At 49.8% G+C, this 21,523-nt stretch carries 17 protein-coding genes; 9 read left to right on the forward strand and 8 right to left on the reverse strand.

The window, feature by feature from the left end:
• The first annotated feature begins 1 nt into the window (after position 1).
• Together AC5I6P_RS07485 and AC5I6P_RS07490 are read left to right on the forward strand one after the other, a co-directional pair.
• Positions 2-1,138 carry a hybrid sensor histidine kinase/response regulator gene (locus tag AC5I6P_RS07485; protein WP_495693128.1) on the forward strand — a complete coding sequence of 379 codons (1,137 nt, stop codon included), beginning with the start codon at positions 2-4 and terminating at the stop codon, positions 1,136-1,138.
• Positions 1,116-1,823, forward strand: a complete 708-nt coding sequence (locus AC5I6P_RS07490) for a response regulator transcription factor (protein WP_495693129.1) — start codon at positions 1,116-1,118, stop codon at positions 1,821-1,823. Before AC5I6P_RS07485 ends, AC5I6P_RS07490 begins: the two co-directional genes overlap by 23 nt.
• 124 nt (positions 1,824-1,947) lie before the next feature.
• Here AC5I6P_RS07490 and AC5I6P_RS07495 read toward each other — a convergent pair whose 3' ends face one another.
• Both AC5I6P_RS07495 and psbH read right to left on the reverse strand, forming a co-directional pair.
• Positions 1,948-3,036, reverse strand: a complete 1,089-nt coding sequence (locus AC5I6P_RS07495; RefSeq protein WP_495693130.1) for an ABC transporter permease — start codon at positions 3,034-3,036, stop codon at positions 1,948-1,950.
• 201 nt (positions 3,037-3,237) lie between these two features.
• Entirely contained in the window at positions 3,238-3,441 is a 204-nt protein-coding gene (psbH, locus tag AC5I6P_RS07500; RefSeq protein ID WP_162424756.1) for a photosystem II reaction center phosphoprotein PsbH, read from the reverse strand.
• 88 nt (positions 3,442-3,529) lie between these two features.
• Between psbH and psbN the strand changes: the two genes are divergently transcribed.
• Positions 3,530-3,661, forward strand: coding sequence for a photosystem II reaction center protein PsbN (gene psbN / locus AC5I6P_RS07505; RefSeq protein ID WP_495693131.1), 132 nt, complete (start codon positions 3,530-3,532; stop codon positions 3,659-3,661).
• Between the two features lie 58 nt (positions 3,662-3,719).
• Here the strand turns inward: psbN and AC5I6P_RS07510 are convergent, their stop codons facing one another.
• Complete coding sequence (locus AC5I6P_RS07510; RefSeq protein WP_495693132.1) at positions 3,720-7,244, reverse strand: alpha-mannosidase; 3,525 nt, start codon at positions 7,242-7,244, stop codon at positions 3,720-3,722.
• A gap of 56 nt (positions 7,245-7,300) precedes the next feature.
• Here AC5I6P_RS07510 and AC5I6P_RS07515 point away from each other — a divergent pair, with 56 nt between their 5' ends.
• The 4 genes from AC5I6P_RS07515 (at position 7,301) to AC5I6P_RS07530 (ending at position 12,986) form a co-directional block, all read left to right on the forward strand.
• Entirely contained in the window at positions 7,301-8,980 is a 1,680-nt protein-coding gene (locus AC5I6P_RS07515; RefSeq protein ID WP_495693133.1) for a hypothetical protein, read from the forward strand.
• 99 nt (positions 8,981-9,079) lie between these two features.
• Positions 9,080-9,196, forward strand: a complete 117-nt coding sequence (locus AC5I6P_RS07520; protein WP_495693134.1) for a photosystem II reaction center protein I — start codon at positions 9,080-9,082, stop codon at positions 9,194-9,196.
• 303 nt (positions 9,197-9,499) lie between these two features.
• Positions 9,500-11,878, forward strand: a complete 2,379-nt coding sequence (locus AC5I6P_RS07525) for a DUF3769 domain-containing protein (protein ID WP_495693135.1) — start codon at positions 9,500-9,502, stop codon at positions 11,876-11,878.
• A 157-nt stretch (positions 11,879-12,035) separates the two neighbouring features.
• Positions 12,036-12,986, forward strand: coding sequence for a hypothetical protein (locus AC5I6P_RS07530; protein ID WP_495693136.1), 951 nt, complete (start codon positions 12,036-12,038; stop codon positions 12,984-12,986).
• A gap of 107 nt (positions 12,987-13,093) precedes the next feature.
• On the opposite strand, the gene secA is transcribed toward AC5I6P_RS07530, so the two are convergent.
• Together secA and AC5I6P_RS07540 are read right to left on the reverse strand one after the other, a co-directional pair.
• Positions 13,094-15,895, reverse strand: coding sequence for a preprotein translocase subunit SecA (secA, locus tag AC5I6P_RS07535; RefSeq protein ID WP_495693137.1), 2,802 nt, complete (start codon positions 15,893-15,895; stop codon positions 13,094-13,096).
• A 365-nt stretch (positions 15,896-16,260) separates the two neighbouring features.
• Entirely contained in the window at positions 16,261-16,842 is a 582-nt protein-coding gene (locus AC5I6P_RS07540; RefSeq protein WP_495693138.1) for a diheme cytochrome C, read from the reverse strand.
• A gap of 290 nt (positions 16,843-17,132) precedes the next feature.
• Between AC5I6P_RS07540 and AC5I6P_RS07545 the strand changes: the two genes are divergently transcribed.
• Positions 17,133-17,645 carry a GNAT family N-acetyltransferase gene (locus AC5I6P_RS07545; protein WP_495693139.1) on the forward strand — a complete coding sequence of 171 codons (513 nt, stop codon included), beginning with the start codon at positions 17,133-17,135 and terminating at the stop codon, positions 17,643-17,645.
• 109 nt (positions 17,646-17,754) lie between these two features.
• On the opposite strand, the gene AC5I6P_RS07550 is transcribed toward AC5I6P_RS07545, so the two are convergent.
• Together AC5I6P_RS07550 and AC5I6P_RS07555 are read right to left on the reverse strand one after the other, a co-directional pair.
• Complete coding sequence (locus AC5I6P_RS07550; RefSeq protein ID WP_495693140.1) at positions 17,755-18,777, reverse strand: GH25 family lysozyme; 1,023 nt, start codon at positions 18,775-18,777, stop codon at positions 17,755-17,757.
• A gap of 114 nt (positions 18,778-18,891) precedes the next feature.
• On the reverse strand, positions 18,892-19,818 hold the full coding sequence (locus AC5I6P_RS07555; RefSeq protein WP_495693141.1) for an SGNH/GDSL hydrolase family protein: 927 nt from the start codon (positions 19,816-19,818) through the stop codon (positions 18,892-18,894).
• Between the two features lie 210 nt (positions 19,819-20,028).
• Here AC5I6P_RS07555 and AC5I6P_RS07560 point away from each other — a divergent pair, with 210 nt between their 5' ends.
• Positions 20,029-20,169 (forward strand): hypothetical protein, encoded by a 141-nt coding sequence (locus AC5I6P_RS07560; protein ID WP_495693142.1) that lies wholly within the window; start codon positions 20,029-20,031, stop codon positions 20,167-20,169.
• Positions 20,170-20,305: 136 nt separating this feature from the next.
• Here AC5I6P_RS07560 and AC5I6P_RS07565 read toward each other — a convergent pair whose 3' ends face one another.
• On the reverse strand, positions 20,306-21,115 hold the full coding sequence (locus AC5I6P_RS07565; protein ID WP_495693143.1) for a cobyrinic acid a,c-diamide synthase: 810 nt from the start codon (positions 21,113-21,115) through the stop codon (positions 20,306-20,308).
• Between the last annotated feature and the right edge of the window lie 408 nt (positions 21,116-21,523).

Genomic DNA, 21,523 nt, shown 5'->3' on the forward strand with positions numbered 1-21,523 from the left:
CATGCCACTTTCAACTGTTCTCATCGTCGAAGACGAAAGTATTATTGCGCTAGATATTCAAATCAGCTTACAAACCGCAGGCTACGAAGTTGCTGCGATCGCAACATCTGCCACCGAAGCGCTAGAGGCGGTAGCAACGCTGAACCCAGACATCGTGCTGATGGATATTCGGATTCGCGGCGATCGCGATGGGGTCGAGACCGCCGAACAAATTCGCGCCGAATTTCAGGTTCCTGTCGTGTATCTCACCGCCCACGCCGACGAGAACACGCTTCGCCGCGCCAAAATATCAGAGCCATTTGGCTACATTCTCAAACCGTTTGAAGATCGAGAACTGATTACAACCATCGAAATTGCGCTATCTCGTCATCAAGCAGAAGCCGCGATTCAGGCGGCGCTGAAGCGAGAAAAAGAACTGAATGAATTGAAATCCCGGTTTGTCTCGGTCGTCTCCCATGAGTTTCGCAATCCGCTCAACGCCATTCTGTTTTCCACCGAATTGATTCAGCGTTACAGCGCTCAACTGACGCCTGAAAAACGAGATGTTTATCTAGAGCGAATTCAACTTTCGGTCAAGCGGATGAACCAACTTCTCACCGATGTTCTAACGCTGGCAGAGACCGAAGCGGGCAAGTTGAGCTATTCCCCTCACGAACTCGATGTCCTCCAATTCTGCCAAGACATCGTAGATGAGATTCAGCCTGCTGAACAGGTTTGCCCAATTCAATTGAGTCACCTCGATGATTTGCCATCTCAACCGCCTTTAGGCTTGCCCTGTCTAGACGAGCGTCTCTTGCGCCACATTTTGGTCAATTTGCTGTCAAATGCGATTAAATACTCGATACCAGGCGAGCCGATCGACTTTACGCTCAGCCGCGATTCTAAATCGGTCACGTTTCGCATTCAGGATCAGGGCATTGGTATTCCTCAGGCTGACCATGCCAATCTTTTTCAGTCCTTCTACCGAGCGAGCAATGCCAAGACCATTCCAGGCACAGGCTTGGGGCTATCAATTGTAAAACAGTGCGTTGATCTACACTTGGGCACAATTTCTGTTGAAAGCGCCGAAGGTCAGGGAACACTATTCACTGTAACGCTACCGTTAGACACAGCGCATGAAAACAATCCTCGTCATTGAAGATGAGCAAGCTGTCCGGGAGTCAATTCTCGATCTGCTAGAGGCAGAAGGCTTTCATAGCATTGGAGGTGAGAACGGCACTGTTGGAGTCAACCTCGCGCATGAGTACCATCCTGATTTGATTCTGTGTGATATTCAGATGCCTGAGCTAGATGGCTATGGTGTGCTTACCAATCTTCGGCAATCGTCTGATACCGCCAGCATTCCCTTTATTTTTCTCAGTGCTAGAACCACGAAGGTTGACATTCGCCAAGGCATGGAGTTGGGGGCAGATGACTATCTAACGAAACCTTGTACAGCCGTTGAACTGTTGGGAGCAATTTCTGGACGCCTCGCGAAGCACCAAGCTTTGCTTCAACGCTACAGCCAATTGGGTAGACCTGCTGTTGCAAACCAGCGCGATCGCTCAGAATTGAGTCAAGCACCGGAAGCGATCCAAACGTCTGGCACGCGCGATGGGTTGCTCAACCATTTTTATCAAGAGTTACGCAATCCGCTCTCTAGCATTAACATGGCGCTGCATCTACTGAAATCGGCGGCGAATGAGAACTCTATGCTTTCAACGGTTCAGCAGGAGTATGGTCGCGAATTAGCGATTTTACAAGAGGTCTATAAGCTGCAAGACGTTCTGATTCCTGAGAGTGCCGCGTTGCTTCGGGGCTGTTGTCTGATTGACGCTGACTAGCGTTCACTCAAATTACTGTGTCCTATTCTTGATTGACAACGGATTCGATAGCGTACATAGCAGATGAACGATTCACATTATCCCTTCATCCGCTATGTATGCAAGAATTATATGTAAGCAGGGATTAACGGAACTGAACTCGCGGATCAACCAACGCATACGAGAGATCGACCAGCAAATTAATGAACACAAAGACGATCGCGACAAACACAACTCCGCCCTGCACAACGGGATAATCTCGCGCCAAAATTCCTTCGTAAATCCAAGACCCGATGCCTGACCAAGAAAAAATTGTTTCGGTCAGAATTGCGCCACCCAGAAGTGTTCCGAACTGGAGCCCAATCGTGGTGTTGATGGGAAGCAAAGCATTCTTGAGGGCATGACGAAACACGACTAATCGATCGGGCAAGCCTTTCGCTTTTGCGGTGCGGATGTAGTCTTGACCTAGCACATCTAGCATTGTGCTGCGGGTAATGCGAGCCACGATCGCGAGCGGGATGGTGCCTAAGGTTAAGGCAGGCAAGATCAGATGCGCGAGGACATCTGCCAAAACGGGCAGATTGAATCTGAGCAAGGCATCTAAAACATAGAATCCAGTCACTGGCTGAAAGCTTAAGCCGCTTTCAACTCCAATGCGTCCGCTCGGAGGCAACCACTGTAATGTGATCGAGAATAGATAGATAAGCAGCAGTCCCAACCAATACACGGGTAGTGACACTCCGACTAGCGAACCGCCCATCGTGAGTTGATCGAGCCATCGATTTTTGTTGACGGCGGCTAAAACGCCTAATGGAATGCCGAACAGAACAGCAACAATCATCGCTGCGATCGCAAGCTCAAAGGTGGCTGTCCACCGCGATCGAATCTCTTCTAAAATCGGAATTCCACTGATCAAACTATTACCGAGATTCAGCCGCAGCAGATTTCCTAAAAACGCGAAATACTGAAACACCAGAGGTTGATTTAGTCCTAACTGGTTGCGTAGCGCTTCAACTTGGTCTGGCGTTGCTCGTTCTCCGGCAAGCACGATCGCGGGATCGCCAGGAATTAAGCGCAACAGTAGAAAAACGGCCAGCGTAATGCCAAATAAAACCGGAACAAGACCGAGAAGCCGTTTCAGAATGTACTGAGGCATGGAGCAGCAGGGAAGAGAGTATCGAGATTTTAGCGCTTCGCGCGATCGCTTCGCCGTTCCCGAAAGGGTAATCGCCATTTCATCCGATCAACTCGACGCGCGATCCTTTGATTCGTCTTGCGATTCGCAAGGTGTTCGATCCAACACTAAACGAGCGATCTAATTGACTTCTCGAACCTCTTCCCAACGTGACAAAGCCAACTCACATTCCTCACAAAAAAATCCCAGACTAGCTGGGATTTCAACATGCACTAGCAAATTCAAGCAGTGATGACAACCTTAGCCGCCTAAGCTTCTCCAGTCAACGCTGAAGTCGTTCAAAATCAGCGAGGAGTTGTAGATTTGCAGAATGATCAGCAAAAAGACGAGGAACAATGCCATGAAAACGCCCATTAGAGGCGTAGTTCCCCAGCCCGGAACGACTTTTCCGTATTCGGAATTAAGGGGTTTTAGAACATCTCCCAACCGAGTGCGTTGTGCCATTGGCTCACCTTAAAACGATAGTCTCGACAGAATTTGTAAATTCTTTGTAATAGTATAGAGGAATCCTTCTCATAAATTGAATCGCGTTATGGAACCTGCAATAGCTCTTAACATTTCGATCTGCGCGGTGGTGATTGGTATCACGGGGTATGCAGTCTATACAGCGTTTGGTCCGCCGTCTCAGGCGCTAGATGATCCGTTTGAGGATCATGAGGACTAAGAGTGTGGGTGTGTTTCGGCGCACCCTTAATTTTTGTCGGTTTTTTGTCCGTGTGGGTTTAGGGTGACATGTTTAGGGCGAAGGTCCGGATTTGCCAGGGCTGGATTCGGGTGGCAGCGGATTTAGTCGCGGATGTAGCGGATGGTGGATCGGGGCGCTCGAGGAGATCGACGGAGTGAGCGATAAGTAGCTTAGCAGAGCCAATCGTAAGGCCAAGGTCGCTTTTGAGCTTGAGATCGGTAGGTTTGCCGTGACATTCGTAACAGCGGAGAATCCAAACATTAGGATTGTCTTCGGATTGCTTGAGAGCGGTCAGGATTAAGTTTTCGGATTGCAGATCGAGGAGCGAGGCAACGGGCGGAAGCGTGCCTTCAGGATTAGGATTGAGTCTTACAGCGTGTAATGGTTGACTCAGTTCGCGGCTTTTTCGCACCGTTTGTGCCGATCGCCAGTCGCCAGCGTGAGGATAGATCGCGTAGGTGAATTCGTGATGCCCAAGGTCTGCTTCTGGATCGGGAAATTCGGAACCTCGCAGTAAGGTGAGACGGATTTGATTGGGCTTGCAGTCATAGCCATGTTTACAATCGCTTAGAATGCTAACGCCGTAGTCTTCATCGCTTAAGTCCGCCCAACCCAAGGCAGACGCTTCCCATTGGGCTTTTTCTTGCTCGGTTTTTGGAGTTGTGGTTCGCGTAATCGCACCGCAAGCAATCTCATAAGTAGCATGGTCGGCGTTGACCGTTAGCGGAAATGCGGCTTTCACAACGACATGGCGTTCTTGCCAATTTACAGCCGTAGCGATTTCTAGAGCAGGCGAATTGTATTTAAGACGGTAGACCTGCTTAAAGATGGAGTGTCCAATTTGTCGGGTGACTCGAATTCGCGATTCAAATAGTTTTCCGTCGGGATGAATGTGACGACTCCACAGATCATCGCGATCGATGCTGATGTCTAGAAGTTTTGCAGGAGGTAGAGGATGCTGGGCGTAGTTTGGATCGATATTCCAAGCATCCCAATATTGCCCTTCGTCGCGAAAGGCTTGGAGTTGGTTTCCAGGATGGCTGAGGACTTCGTGCTGATGTTGCTTGTCAAATATACTCGCCAGATCGCCTGTGTTTGGATCGACGGTGACGCGCAGAAACTCATTCTCTAAAACGTATTCGGGTTGCTGGACGGTGAGTTTTTTTAGCTCGGCTTCGATCGGGCAAAGCCAAAAGCAGCGATAGCCGATCGCAGGAATATGCTCGGCTAAAAAGGCGATGGAATGCCCGTCAATCTTTTGATTCGGGGGATAGGCATAATTACTCTGATCGCGAAGCTCTTGCCCATCTAGGTCGTAGACTCGCCAGTGATGTATGGTTGCGTGCTGTGGCACAGCCATTGCGACCGTTTCGGAGCGCTCCCAACTCAGCAAATTGAACACGACGATCAGTTGAGCGTCGGGATGAGGGGGTGATGGGAGGCGAATGTGAGTTGCGATCGCATCTTTAGCATCGGAACAGAGGGTTAGACACGATGCCAAAGCGCTCTCCCACGCTGCATTGGCATCGATGAAGACTTGGGGAATCGAAGAACCGGGCAAAATGTCGTGAAATTGGTTAAACAAAACCTGCTTCCAAGCGCGTTCTAGGTCTGCTTTGGGGTAGGGCGCTCCGGTGGCGATCGTAGCCAGAGAGGAGAGCAGTTCCGCTTGATACAGCATGACTTCACAGTCGCGATTGAAGCGTTTTTGATCGCCGTGCGTGGTGTAACAGCCGCGATGGAATTCTAAATAAAGCTCGTCGTTCCAAATTGGAATCGGGCTAGATGTTTGATCATTCGTTGTTGAACCTCTGAGGTTCGCGCTTGAATGTTTGAGGTTCACGCTTGAATGTTGATCATTCGTCGTTGAATCTCCGAGGTTCGTCGTTGAACCTAAAAGCATCGCGCTTGAATGTTGATCATTCGTCGTTGAATGTTTGAGGTTCACGCTTGAACCTTCGAGGTTCGTCGTTGAATGTTGATCATTCATCGTTGAACCTAAAAGCATCGCGCTTGAATGTTGATCATTCATCGCCGAATGTTCGAGGTGGGTTGGTGAATGTTCGAGGTGGGTTGATGAATGTTCGAGGTGGGACACCCCACCTTTTGAGTTCAGCGATTCAGCACTTCGGCTCTCCAACGATTCCAAATACTTCAACGCGATTGTAAATTTTAACGTCGGGAAAAACGGAGACTTCTCCCATCGTTGCGAGATCGTTAGCATGTCACGAGTTGGGCCTCCTCCATGATCTCCCACGCCTGGAAGCCAAAGACAATCGGTTGAACCAGTTCGCCTAAACCATTCCCAGGCATAGGTAGACAGTGCGATCGGGTCAATGCCCTCACCAATCGGAGAAGACATCAGACTAAACACCGTGCTTCCATCTGGAGCTTGCCACTGAAACACTTCGTGGGGGTATTTGTTCGTATCGTTCCAGCGGAATTTTTGAGTGACGAAGTAATCCATTCCTCCCTGCTTGAGGAGTTGGGGTAACTGCCAGTTAAATCCAAATGTGTCAGGCAACCATGCTACACGGTTAATCTCGCCAAACTTTTCTTGGTAGTAGCGCTGACCATAGAGGATGTGACGCGCGATCGCTTCCCCGCTAATCAGGTTCATCTCTGGCTCAACCCACAGCCCGCCGATCACTTCCCAGCGTCCGTCTTTTACCCGCTCTTGAATCTGAGCGAACAGTTCAGGACGGTTTTGCTCAATCCACTGATAGAGAGCAGGCGTTGAATGACAGAATGTGAGGTCTGGAAATTTGGTTTGTAAATTCAAGACTGAATTAAACGTGCGTTCAGCGGCTCTCCAGGTTTCCTCTACATCCCACAGCCAAGCCATATCCAGATGTGCGTGACCCACCATAAAGACGGTGTGCTGTTTGAGGCGGGGACTGAAGGAGTGGAGGCGATCGCGCAATTTTTGCAGCGCGCCGTTCAATCTAGAGCGATCGCTCACGTCTAACCAATCAAACTGCCCGATTTGCGCTTCAACGGTTGCCAACTTCTCCGGCGCAAACGTTTCTAAATAACTTTGCAGCACTGCTAGTTCATCGGCAACGAAGCCCGGATCAATATCGTCATAGTCCGATTCGTATATTAGTCGCGACTTCATCAGTCCGCCGATGTCGTGCCCCGGACTCACGAGCCGAATTCCGACGCGGACGACTTCCCCCGGAACCACCTGCTGACTCAGCACCACGCGACAGGAGTGATCAAACAAATCGCCTTCCTGAACTTTTTCGCCGTTAACGAAGACTTCGGCAAACTCTGCCCACCACGTCAGCGCTAGTCGCAGCGTTAGCCCATCCACTGGATAGCCCTGCACATCTTCTGGCAACCGAAATTCTTGGTAAAACCAGCGCACCTTGCACCCTTTCTCCCAAACGAGATAGCCCTTCTCATTCAGTTCACCTGTCTCGAATGATTGAGCCGGTAACTCTGTAATGTCACAATCGCGACCGCAGATCTTCCAATCGGTCTGCACGTCTCGTTGAGCCAGTTGACGCAAATGATTGATGACGCCAGAAATAACAGATTGATTCGCAGAGTCCAGCATAAAGTCGAATATGATAGGGGAGCGCTACAGTGACGACTTCACCGCCCCCTAAGTCTATGGCTTCTAACGGTCGCTATCAAAGTCATCTCCTCAGTTTTCTGTCCCGTCAACGACAGAAGATTGCGGACAAAACGAGTGTGTTGTTGAGACAAGCAAAACTCACCACGCTCTGGAGCGCTCAGATTTTGCTCTATCCAGTGTATGCCGTTTACCAGACGACACGACTGGTCGGACGCCAACTGAAGCAGACCGTACAACGAGCAGCTTTCAGCCTGAAGGTTGGTCAAGGCTCTCCTCATTCAGCACCGCCAGAGCGTCTTGAAAGTGACACATCGATTCAGCGAGTGTTATTGGCAGTTGCGCAAGCCATGCAGCCTGAACTCCATAAACCGCCAGTCACGGTCGAGCAACCCCGCAGCATTCTGGACTTCCTGCTACTGCCCGTCACCGTCGTTCGCCGCTTCTTATCACCTGCTTCGGTCAACCTCTCCGATGCTCTAGCAGACGTTTCCTCCGCCCCCATCACCTCAAAGTCTTTAACGTCGGTCGCGGCTCAATCCTCCGAAACCGCGACCGTTAAGCCGCACTTGCCGATTCAAGCGATCGCATCCCTGCTCGATACGCGAAACCTTGTGCTGATCCTAAACGGCAACGTCATTCTCGACACGCTCACGCCCGACCAACAGCACCAGATCCAGCAGCGCATTATTTTCGAGCTTGCCCTCTACCGCCATTGGTGCAAGCAGCAATCCTTGGGTGCGTCCTCACCGCTACCGCTTCCCGGCGATCGCCCGACGATCCTGGCTCCCGTCCGCATCTTCCGGCAACTCATGGCCTGGGTGCAGACTGGACCGATTGCGATCGCGACTAACCTATTTCAAGAATCCGCCCTGGTTACAACTTACGACCCCGATGGAACCGTTATTCAGTCTTCAACTGGGCTAGATTGGTTTGTCCCTGATATCAGCGGGTCAGACATTAGCTGGAACGTGACTCCGCCAAAACTTCCAAGCGCTGGCGACTTAAAGACCGCGTTCGGTCAACTTCCGAGATGGACAGACCTAGAAGCCCTGGTTTGGGCAGCCATTCACTACTTCTTCGGCGGACAAGACCGACGCTTTGCCCCGTCCTATCCCTATCTCGGTGGCACAACAGAAGCATCTGATCCTCAACTCACCGCAAAGTCCAATTGGTTATCGTGGTCGGATCTGTTTGGTCGTCCACCTGCTTACCCAACCTCGGCTCAAGCGGTGGCAATTTCTGGAACTTTAGCAGAGCCGCTCGCTCAAGAGGTTCTGCTACCCGGAGCTACTTCTCAGACTAAACCCCGCCTTACCCCCCGTCCCAGAATTTCTCTCGGTGGCTCGTTTAAGCAATGGTTGCAGCGCTACTTCAACGCTCGAACCTCGGTTGTCGTCCATCAACCCGACGAGTTGAAGGTAGACGACCCGATTGAAAAGGGTAATCTCACCAGCCGCGATCGTCAGCCTAGTCACGTCGAGATCACTGCGCCCGCATCCATCAATCCGACTCAATCTGAAGTTGAGGAGCGCTTAGCTACCTACACGTCCCATTCGGCTACCCATACACCGGATTGGATCGAGACAGACGCGATCGCAGCAGGCTATGTCAAATCCCCCGTGCAGAGAGTGATGAACTGGTTAGATCATCTCATTTCTTGGGTTGAAGCAAAACTCATTGCCGTTTGGAATTGGTTAACAGCGCGAGAGTCATAGGCGCTTAAAAACGGTACAGCACTCCTGTAAGATAGAAACACGCTTGCCGTTCAGACGGAATTTATCAAAGCCTTTCATAACCCCTGGAGTTATTCAGTTATGATCACGCTCAAGGTCATTGTTTACATCACTGTGGCATTTTTTGTGGGTCTATTTATTTTCGGCTTCCTGTCGAATGACCCCTCGCGGAATCCTAACCGCCGAGACTTAGAGTAATTCATCCTCGTGTGCGAGGTTTTGGGGGCAGTTTATCTGCCCTCTTTTTATGGAGTTAGCATTCAGAGTTTGAACGTTTAGTTTGCTTTGAAAGTTTAGTTTGCCAGTAGAGCTAAGCTTCAGTTCACACGCTTTGGTGAACGATAAATGACGGTTGGAACTTCAGTTAGCATAGGTAGTCTCTAAATTTTTAACCTCGCCGTTCCTATAGACAAATTACCAATTACGGATTACAACTTATTCGGTTTCTCACTGCACCGTCATAGCTAATACATTTACGACTTACGACTTACAAATTACTCTATGCCCTACCCGGTTCCGCCTCCTGAGCCTCCTGCGATCGTCCGAACCTCTGAGCGTCCCTCTAAGCCAATTGCCTCTCTACCTCACTCATCAGACATTGTGCAATTGGCGCAAAGTACAACTTTAGAGGAAAGGCTCGCTCAACCGACACCGCCAGAATCATCTCCCCTGTCGCTTTCCCAATGGAAAAGCGCAAAAGTACTGCGGAGAGCGGAAGCGTTGAACCCGCCAGTCACACCCCCAACACGCGCCGTTGCGCTTGAACCAGGCGAACAGAGAAGCGCTCAATCTGTGCCTACTCCGTCTCCTTCTACGCCTTTACCGCCGTCTCAAGTCCCTCAACCGACAACACCCCTACCTCCTGCTTCAACCCCGTCTACGCCTGCGCCGGCAACCCCCAGCCCAGTCACGCCTACGCCTGCTCCTGCACCGATAACCCCAAGTCCGGTCACGCCTACGCCTGCTCCTACACCAAGTCCGTCTCCAACTACACCTGCACCCAACGTCCCAACGCAGCAACTCAACAACCAGGGATATTTGGAGCTAAGAGCCGATCGACAAGACTACGACGAACGCCGCCAAATCTTTACCGCCGAAGGAAAGGTTTCGCTCAGATTTCGAGGCGCGCTACTGACTGCCGATCGGCTGCAAGCCAATCTTGTCAACCGGCTTACCGTTGCCGAGGGAAACGTCATCTTGACGCGCGGCGACCAAGTGCTGCGAGGTCAACGCTTCCGCTACAACTTAATTCAAGAAGAAGGCACGGTCGAGCAAGCTAGTGGTGAGATCTATTTACCTTCGACCCAGACGGACTTTAACCCCAACCTGCCCACTGACATTACAGCAGGCTCTATTCCGCCGGGGTCAGTCGGCGATCGCTTGACGGTCAATCAACCTCCTCAGGGAGTTAGCCGCCAAGGATCGGTCGGCATTGCGCTAGGGTCAAGAAGGCGTACCTCAGGAGGCGTCGCGGCCATTCCTGAAAGCAACGGAACCGTCAGTCGGCTACGGTTTGAAGCCGAGCAAATTGAGTTTTACCCAGAAGGATGGCAAGCGCGAAATGTTCGCATTACTAACGATCCCTTCTCGCCGCCCGAACTTGAGCTTCGCACCGATCTGGCAACACTAACCCGGCTTTCTCCTCTGCGGGATGAACTGCGAGCCTCACGCGCCCGCCTTGTGTTCGATCAACGCTTCTCCCTACCTCTGCTGCGAAATCGAGTTATCTTAGATCGCAATCAGCGTCAAGCCACCGGAATTAACCTTGGAATAGATGGCGACGATCGCGGTGGCGTATTTGTTGAGCGCAGTGTCGAGGTGTTTCCGCCCGGCCCAATTCAATTTACGGTTACGCCTCAGTTTTTTGTGCAACGCGCCATTCAAGGTGGCAATGGACTTGCCGATTTGTTTGGCTTGAGAACGCGGTTGACAGCTCCGCTCTCACCACGGACGGCAATTCGAGGCGATGTGGTCTTAACCAGCTTTGACTTTGGCAAAATTGAAGATAATCTACGGGGCAGTCTGCGGGCACAGCAACTGATTGGAACCCATACGCTCAGTTTAGAAGCGAGTTATCGCAATCGCTTATTCAACAATTCGCTCGGGTTTCAAGATGTTCAAAGCAGCGTCGGCGCGTTGTTCTACTCCCCGACGATCGCCCTTGGCAACACAGGCATTAATGCGAGTTACCAAGTCGGCTATCAGTTTGTCAATGCAGACACCGATCGACCGGAGTTGCTCTCTGCAGACCGTCGTAACAATCGAGTCAGTCTGAGCCGGTTTCAAGCTAGTGCCGCGCTCAGTCGAGGCTTTCTACTGTGGCAAGGAAAAGGTTTACCCGCTACCGCAACCGAGGGATTGCGCTACTCACCTGTACCCATTGTGCCTTACCTCGCTTTGGGAACGGGCGTTACAGGCGTGACCTCTGCATATAGCAATGGTGATGTGCAAAATAGCGTGAATGCGACTGTTAGTTTGCTCGGTCAATTTGGCCATTTCTCTCGAAACTTTTTAGACTACACTGCATTCAACATCTCTTACACACAAGCCTTCCGCGATGGGTCATCGCCCTTCTTATTTGATCGCATTGCCGACGATCGCATTCTTTCTGCCGGAATTACTCAACAACTCTACGGTCCGCTTCGGATTGGATTTCAGACCAGTTACAACGTTCAAACTGGGCGAGAAATTAGCACCGACTACATCTTGGAATACAGTCGCCGCACTTACAGTGTTGCTTTGCGCTATAACCCAGTTTTGCAACTCGGTTCGGTCAATTTGCAAATCAGCGACTTTAACTGGACAGGTGGCGGCACTGAGCCGTTTCAAGGAAGCGGCGTGAGACCTGTGCAGGGAGGTGTGCAACAATTACCAGAATAAGACCCCAATCAGACTTTAGATAGGAAATCAAGAAACGCTGCGATCGCGCGCTTCAAGATTGCTTATTCTAGGAGTACTGACTTAATTAAAATTAAGTAAAGGGAAAAAGAAGAACGCTACCGTTCTCCTTCGACCTTTTGCCTTTTCAAAAATGCTTATGACAAACCCGGCAAAAGGAACATTTGAAGATAAGACTGCAACCGCCCATGCGATCGATCTCCTCACCCACTACAGTTTTGATTTGGGCAGTCGGACAGCACCGCAACTGCTAGATCAATGGCTCAAGGACTATTCGGCAGGCTGGATTCGATGGGCGGTGATCGAAGCGTTGTACCAAGGACGCTACAAAGCCGTTTCGGTCGAGCAGATTTTGAAACTATGGCAACGGCGCAAGCAGCCTTGCTATCACTTTAGCTATGAGTTTGAACGGCTCGTTTGTCACAAATTTCCCCGCAATTTGGCTCAGTCGCCTCGCAAGTTAGCGGTGACTCCCGTTGCCCCGTTTCCAGAAGAAGCAACGCTGCCTGCACTGCCTGCGCCTAGCCCACCTCCCGAAGTTGAGCCATTCAGACCGCCTGCCTGGTCTGCTTTGGCAGAGCAACAGCACGATGAGCCGCTTTATGACGCTCCGATAGAAGAAGTCGAATCGGAGTTACCCGCTCCTGAAGTGGAGCAAGACCGTTCGTTAGATCCGGTTGAAGCATTACCGTTACGATCGCTCGCTCAAGTGCAAGAAGGGATGGAAGCGCTGATCAATCAAGCAACTTCTCACCTGAATGCTTCTTCAGAAGCGGGAACAAAATTGCTGATGGAAGACGCTCGGCAGCGAGCGGTTCCGATAGAGAGAAGCGAAGCAGCGATCGCAGACCATCACGCCCCAACTGCGCCTTCTAGCTCTCAAATTAATTTCGAGCCGGATAGTGCTGAATCAGAAAATGGCGTTAGTATTCCTAGTGCCGCTTCAGAAGAACTTCTGTCTAATGACACAGAAGTTATAGATGATAGTCATTTACCAATTCACCAGTTTACGCCAACTCCTGTTCGCTCAGACTTTCATAGCAAGCTAAGAGCAGTGGTAGACCAAGAACTGAAAGATCTGCGATCGTAGGCAAGACCATACCCTTTAAATCGATCGACAGGTTGTAGCGATTATTTTGCATTGACTTCTAAAAAACCCTTCTTCAGAGATTGAAGAAGGGTTTGAAACCGATGGGATTAAAGCACCTCGACCTCTAATTGCGGTTGCGGTTGCGGTTGAAACTGAAACAGCGAGTAGACCACATCTCGACGAATGTTAATCATCATTTCGAGGAACAGTTCATAGCCTTCGCTCTTGTACTCGATCAGCGGATCTTTTTGTCCATATCCGCGCAAACCGACCGACTCACGCAGCCCATCCATTGATTGGAGATGTTCGCGCCAGAGCGTGTCAATGCGGTTGAGAATGAAGAAACGCTCTGCCTGACGCATCAAACCAGGTTGAAGCGCATCGACTTCAGCTTCTTTGAGGTCATAGGCAATGCGGACTTGCTCATGCAAAAAGGTTCTGATTTCGCCAACGCTCATATCGGCCATTTGATCGGGTTCCAAATCGCTTAGCAGGTAGACAAACTCTTGGACCTTGCTGACGAGCTTATCGAGTTCCCACTCTTCGGGCGGCAGTTCAGGATTGACATAGGCGGTCACGATGTCGTCCATCGTCAGTTCGCCATACTTCACCACCTGTTCTTTAAGGTCTTGGCCTTCAAGCACACGACGACGCTCAGCATAGATGGCACGACGCTGATTGTTCATCACTTCGTCATACTCAAACACCTGCTTACGGATGTCGTAGTAGTAAGTTTCGACTTTCTTTTGAGCGCCTTCAAGCGATCGCGTCAACATCCCCGACTCGATCGGCATATCTTCTTCGACGCGGAAGGCATTCATTAAGCCTGCCACGCGATCGCCGCCAAAGATTCGCAGCAAGTTATCCTGCAAACTAAGGAAGAATCGAGTCGAACCCGGATCCCCTTGCCGTCCTGCCCGTCCGCGCAACTGGTTATCAATTCGACGAGACTCATGACGCTCCGTTCCAATCACATGCAAGCCGCCTAAATTGACGACTTCTGCGTGTTCCGTATCGGTGAAGGCATCGTACTCCTTGCGAATCATCCGATACACTTCGCGCAGTCGCTGAATGGCCGGATCGCTTGTCGGCGCTTTTTCCGCCGCCGTTGCAATCTTGTCTTCGGCTTCAAGTTCCGGTAGGCTGCGCTCTCCGTACTGCTGCACCGCCAGCATTACCGCATCTTTGAGGGCTTGTTCCGTCTCTCGTGACAGCGCTGTTGGATAGATATCCGAAGTGACTTTCCAGGTTTTGACCTTTTTCGTGGTGGCAAAGCCTTGTCCGCCTGTGCGCGGATCGGCAAAGCCTTGACCTGCCGAAAATTCATCTTCATCCTCAGGCTGCACAATGCGGGGCATGAAGTATTCCCGAATCTTGAGCCGTGCCATATAGTCGGAGTTACCGCCCAAGATGATGTCTGTTCCGCGCCCTGCCATGTTGGTCGCGATCGTCACTTTACCTTTTCGTCCGGCTTGAGCGACGATTTCAGATTCTCGCTCGACGTTTTCTGGCTTCGCATTGAGCAGGTTATGCGGTACGTCTTGTGCCGCGAGTAGCCCTGACAGGAGTTCTGATTTTTCAACGCTGGTGGTTCCAACCAGAACGGGGCGACCGATTTGGTGCATCTGGGCGCACTCTAGCGCGATCGCGTTCCACTTTGCTTCTTCAGTTTTATAGACTTGGTCGGCAATGTCTTTACGCTGCGTCTTCCGGTTTGTGGGAACGATCGTCACTTCCAGCTTGTAAATCTTCTCGAATTCCGCTTCTTCAGTCTTGGCGGTTCCCGTCATCCCCGCCAGTTTGGGATAGAGCAAGAAGAAATTTTGATAGGTGATTGTGGCGAGCGTTTGGGTTTCGTTTTGAATATCGACATTTTCTTTGGCTTCGATCGCCTGGTGGAGTCCATCGCTCCAACGGCGTCCGGGCATGACTCGACCCGTGAATTCATCGACGATCACGACTTCGTCACCGCGAACGATATAGTTCACGTCTTTGATAAACAGTTCTTTCGCTTTAATCGCATTGAAAATGTAGTGCGCCCAAGGATCTTGTGGATCGAAGAGATCGGTGACGCCAAGCAGTTGCTCAGCTTGAATAAAGCCTTCGTCAGTGACAAGAATGTTTCGCTGTTTCTCATCAACTTCGTAGTGGTCTTCTTTGTTGAGGGCACGTGCGATCGCGGCAGCCTGCAAATATTTCTCCGTTGGACGCTCCACCTGACCTGAGATGATGAGCGGTGTCCGGGCTTCATCGATGAGCACCGAGTCTACTTCGTCAATGACGCAATATTGGAACGATCGCTGCACCACTTCCTCCATTGAGGTTGCCATGTTGTCGCGCAGATAATCAAATCCCAGTTCGCTGTTGGTGGCGTAGGTGATGTCACAGGCGTAGTTACGCTTGCGTTCGGGAGGACTCATATTTTGCTGAATCAGCCCCACGCTCAAGCCCAAAAAGCGGTGAATTTGTCCCATCCACTCGGCGTCACGACGGGCAAGATAATCGTTGACGGTGACAACGTGAACCCCGCGTCCCAAGAGCGCATTGAGATAGGCAGGCAGCGTCGAAACCAGCGTTTTTCCTTCTCCGGTTTTCATCTCTGCAATCTGACCATCGTGCAGCACCATACCACCGATTAGCTGCACATCAAAGTGCCGCATGCCTAGCACCCGAATCCCTGCCTCTCGCACTACCGCAAAAGCTTCTGGCAAAATATCATCGAGAATTTGCTTTTCTTCGTTCTCGTTTCTTGCTTTTGCCAGCCGTTGCTTAAATTCTGCGGTTTTTGCCGCCAATTCGTCATCCGAGAGCGGTTTAATCTCTTCTTCTAAAAGATTAATCTCAGCCACTAATGGCTGATATTTCTTGACTTTACGAGCATTGGGGTCGCCCAGCAGAGTTTTAAGCATGAGAGGAAGTTAGCGGGTTTGAATCAGGGTAGGGAATCGAATCTTCGGATGCAGCTATTAGTAACGTGCCACAAAGCTAATGACATCCGACCCTTAGAACTCATCTAAGGTATACCAATCTTATCATTTTGGCTTAAGCCCATCCGATCGAAGCCGCGACGAGATGGTACGTATTACCGAAATGGAGCAGCGAGAATACAAACTGTCGGCGCGATCGTTTGAAACTTCGTAAAGTCGATCGTAGGACGTTTCACTCCTAAATTGAAGTCATAACTGTTAACTCATTCGGCAAGATAAAAGAGATGCTGACAGACTCAGACGAAGATTTGCTCGATGCGTTCATCTCTAAAGTTCATCTCTAAAGTTCATGGTGCATTCTCCCAATTTGGAGTGAGGCTTCTAAAATTGAACTGATTTGTGCCTGGATGACAAGTGATACAGGTTGCAAGGGTTGCTTTTTGGGGTAGCTCTACTTTTGGATGCAAGACTTTGAAATATTTCGAGTCGGCAACTCGGTAAGGCACTTTTTCATCTGCCGCCACTAGCCGAGAGGCGAACTGTAAGTAATTCCAAACTAGGTAACGAGGTGGGTCAACCAAGGGCTGAAGCTCGGCTCCGTAGTGTTGAGGATCGCGCAGTAATTCTCGCCAGGTTTGGGTTGGCAACAGCCCAGGCGGAACTCCAATATGACAGGTCGCACAGTTTTCTAGGTAAAGCTGTTGTCCAAGCTGATAGCGCTGAGGAATGATGTCTACGGTTCCAACTGAGTTGGGCGTTGCGCTAGCTGCAACAGGGTCAGCCGCAACAGACGGTGACGGAGCAATGACGGTTGCAAACCCTAGACCCAATGCCAAACTCCATGCCAAGAGCAAGCCGATCAAAATCATAGGACGTTTGCGGAGTCTCAGGCGGCGAGGCTGTAGCGAACCGTTAGCAGAGTTTGACATGGGCATGGACACCTACAAAGACGGTTGAGAGCGGTTTGAGTAAAGCACCGAAAAGGTTTGACCAAGAAAATAGACAGGAAGTTTCGCAAGCAGGAGGGCGATTAGCGCAGAGCGCAACTTTTTAGAATCGGCTAAGTTTCCACTATTTGCTTCCATCAACGATATAAAGAAATTATTTAGATCTAAAGTGAGAATTTTGATACCGATTCTTCGCTTAAAGTTGGGTAAAACCAAGGGAAGGTAATCGCTTAATTGCCTTGGTCTAGTTGTCAGAACAGGATGCGTTGAGCATGGATTGTCGTCATATTCAGTTTCGCGATTCTACAAGATTGCAGAATGCCTGCATTGAGCCTAGCGCGAATCGCGGCTCAGAACTTCATCTCGATCAGCTTCAAGCATTATTTCAGGTTGCGGCGTTTTGGGCACGCGATCGCAAGCGAGAAGATTTAGCACTCGCGATCGCAAACAGTAATCCCGTCATTTCAGCTTGGGATCATGATCATCTGATCGGCTTTGCTAGAGCTACTTCAGACGGCATTTATCGCGCCACAATTTGGGACGTTGTGGTTCATCCAGACTATCAGGGTGCAGGACTCGGACGCAAACTGGTACAAACCGTGCTGAGCCATCCTCACGTCTGTCGGGTAGAGCGCGTCTATCTAATGACGACCAATCAGCAAGAGTTTTACAAGCGGATTGGCTTCGAGGAAAATGCAACCACAACAATGGTGTATTTCAACCAACCGATCGCTCTGCCAAACTCCGGGTTAGTGGTTGAATTGGAGTGCGATATCGGCTGCTAAGTTTTGCACGACAACGAAAGCTAATAATTTATATCGGCAGCAGAAAGCTCATCCGCTACATCTGCTGCCTATTCGTTGCTAATGTCTCTGCTCAGCCTGAATAGCCGGTTCACTGTCTCCACCGTCGCGTAAATTCCTCAAGGGTTGCTTTCGGAATTTGACCTTGTAACCAATTGAGGGCTTGATCTTGGCTGGGTAACGATTGATAGTACTTGCAAACATTAACTAATGTCAGCGGCGACAGCGCAGGAACTGGAGCAGGAGTCGGCGTTGGAGTCGGGGTCGGTGTTGGAGTCGGGGTCGGTGTTGGAGTCGGCGTTGCGCCCTCTAGCGCTGCCCATGTTGTTGCCCCAACAATGCCATCTGCCACTAAATTTCTAGACTTTTGAAAGGCAATTATAGCGGCTTTGGTCTTAGACCCAAAATCACCATCTGGCGTCCCGACATCAAACCCTTTGCCCTTGAGCAACTGCTGCAGCTCTTTCACGACATTTCCGACATAGGTTTGACGTAGCGGAATCCGACCCTTGAGCAAAGCTTGCAAGTTGTCTAGAGTGCCAGCAAACTGGTTCAGGTCAACGTTGCCCACAATGCCGCGGAGAACACCCGTTTCAGAATACTGGTGAAACGTCCAGGTTTTCCAGGTTCTGGGCACAAAAGGTGTCCGGGTTCCAAAATTTGCGATCCATAGAGGATATTCTGCAAAGCTAGCAGGACTGCCAAGCTTATCTTCCCAAAAGCTGGGAAACGTGTAGAGCAAAGGTTTGCGTCCCGTTTTGTCCTCGATAATAGACAGCCATTTGAGGGCGCGATCGATGATAGTTCTCGTATCTAAACCGTCCGTAATTTCTAAGTCCAACACGGGTGGTAAGTCAAACGGCTCGATTTTGCCAACAGTTTGCATAAAGTTGGCCGCTTGCGCAGCAGGATCGCGTCCGGGGCGGAAAAAATGGTACGCGCCTCGAACGATGCCCACAGAGCGAATGCCCTTCCAGTTTCGGACAAATAAGGGATCGTTACTCGTTGCCCCTTCGGTTGCTTTAGCAAAGGCATAATAAATTCCTTGACTGGCAACGGTTGCCCAGTCTACGTTTTCTTGGTAAGCCGAGACATCAATTCCAGTTAAAGCCATGCTGTTTTACCTCCGAAACGCTAGTACATAAATAATTCACTGACGAGTTTCAGGATTCCCAATAATATAGACGCAGAGAAAAAGATAAACGATCCTTGAGATCTCGGCTAACGTTTATTCTGTCAACCTTTTTTTTAGCCATTGATTAATCTGAGTACTTAAAAGCGCATTGCCACGAGCACTGAGATGGATGTGGTCTTGATAGAGATCTTTAGGGGTAGGCGCTTGGTTAAAAATCGGCAGAACGTCGATATAAGCTATGCGGTTTGCTCCAGTAAATTCTAGAAGGCGCTTACGAGCCGTTATTTCATAATCGCGGGAACCGGGTTGACCAATTTCTCTTAGCAGAGGCGTCATCAGCAGCAAAAATTGAGCATTCGCTTGAGTAGCGATCGCATGAATTTGCTCAATCGCCTCCAGGTTAGCTCCGACGCGATCGCCCCCCTCCGTCTGAAGTTTCTGCAACTCCAACGGCAGTTGTGGAGCGGGCAGAATGTACCGAGTGAAAACTTCAGTCAGGGCGAGGAGCGGCGGGCGATCGGGATAGTTGCGATCGCGCCCAACCCCTAAAGGCGATGGAGTCGTGGCAAACAGATCATCGGTGTTGATCACCAGTACGATCGCTTGCGCCTCAAACACCCCAAATCGTCTCAGATATGCTAACTCGTTACGCGGACCCCAAGAATTTGCGGATGCATTCAGTACCTCCAGCTTGCCGTTCCAAGGTCTTGCCACCAGTTCAGATAAAATATCGGGCTGATCTGTCCACCAGCCTCCATTCACAATCGAGTCTCCAATCATCAGCACTCGCGTTCGGTTGGAGGAGCGATCGCTAAGTTCAGCACTCCGCATAGAGTATTGATTGATCGAGGTTCGGTTACCAAAGCGACGCACGGTTTGATTAGGTGCAAGCAGATATCCGATCTCAGCATCCGGCACGTAAAGCAGCGGATTGCCAAACCCAAAGCGCGCTCGCAGCCCCATCTCGACCAAAATCAAGACGGCAATCAGCGCCGCGCTAATCAGTAAGAACCATTTCATTAAGTCAACGTTTGCACTTGTGCTTTCCTATCTTGTCTGGTGTAGAGCATTTCAGTACAAAAAGTTTTGACAAATTTTGATCAATTACTGCCCCTAATAGGAGGTAAAAGCTAAAATAATGCTTCAGAATGGGTTAGTCAACTCGAATTGTTGGCTACTGTAAAACCAGTCACCTACCGTACCACTGCTTGAGAGGAGTTGCAAACCATCATGTCAGACCTAAACCGTGGAATCATGAAGTTTGATGGAGCAGATAGCCCAATTGTAGTTACGGCTTCTGCCGTTATGATTTTGGGAAGTATTGCCGTGTTGATTATTTGGGCAATGCGATCGGCCTATCTGTTGGGATAATTGTTGAACAACTCAATTGTTGGATAATCAATTGTTGAACAACGTAATTCTCTTGGGACTAACTCGCTCAAATTTTATTCGAGTGGGTTAGTCCCAAGCACTTTAAAACTTCTTTCTGAAAGATTAATAGAAAAGATTAAGAGAAGATAGCGTCTTGATCGAGTTCATAGATGAAGTCGTAGTTAAATGAGAGCGCTTTGGGATGGCGGATAATTGAGAAGCCAAAGCTGGTTGTAGCAGCAGTTGTGAAGGTTGCGATCGCAAGTTCAACCAGTTTTTTGTCAGAAATATCTGGCTTTTGTACAAAATAGTCGCGCCGCGCAAAAAATAGCTTTTCGTCTCTAGGCGTGATGATCTGATTGAGGCGATGCGTATGTTGAATCGGCTTGATGTACATCTCAACGAAGTCTTCCTGATTGCGTTGAAGTCGGTATAGACGTTCGTGTTGTAGCCAACTCATTCCAAACATCATTTTGATCAGTTCAAATCCCAAAATGTAGTTAAAAATGTTGTTGCGTTCCTCGGTACTTGCCACAATTCGCAGTGCCGATTCGAGAAACAGATCGGGCTGCCGCCGCGCATCTTGAGCCGAATGAATGTAAAACTGTCGGATGTAGCCTCTGACCAACGCTTCGGTTAATTCTGTTGAAATCCGGAACCGCTTCAGATTGTCTCTAACTTTTTGTTTGATCTCACGATTATTGACAAGTCTTGCAATTAACCCATTCGCCGTATATTCATCTAAGAATTCGGCTTGCACGTCGGGTGCCGCTGCACACAGCAAATGACACAGCGATAACACATAGCGTCGCTCGTTCCAAGGCAAACGCTCCGCCCACTGCTTTGCTTCGGGAGGAAGCTTTTGAAGCACATTTTCGATGGTCGATTCTGTCGATGCAATTGGCGTAGACGGATCGATTGAGTCAGAGGCGGACGGCTGGTTCATAGTCGTGATTCTCGAAGCTGCGATTGGCTCTGCCAAACTCTAGAGCGGTTCCTCTATGCCTCAAACTTCCTCTATGCCTCAAACAGAGTTGCAAAGTTCAAGAGCGTTTGTACAAACTAAAGTTTTATCAAAATAAAGTTCCATCAAAACGACCATACTTTGACTAACACTCTGAGTCATACTGTGCCCTTTAAGTATGCCCCAGAAGCCGCGATCCGATCCGTCACCATATGGCAGACTGAAAACTGCTACAGCTTGCCCAGATGCCTACTAGAAGGCGTCTGAGTAGTACGTTCGGCAGTGAAATTTATGTCAACACTGTGTCAATATTGTTTAATACAAAGTTAGACAACCTAGGTTGTGTTGATAATTGTGTGAAGTTGGGCTGAATACGCTAAACCTAAACCG

The sequence above is a fragment of the Myxacorys sp. genome (assembly GCF_059501405.1).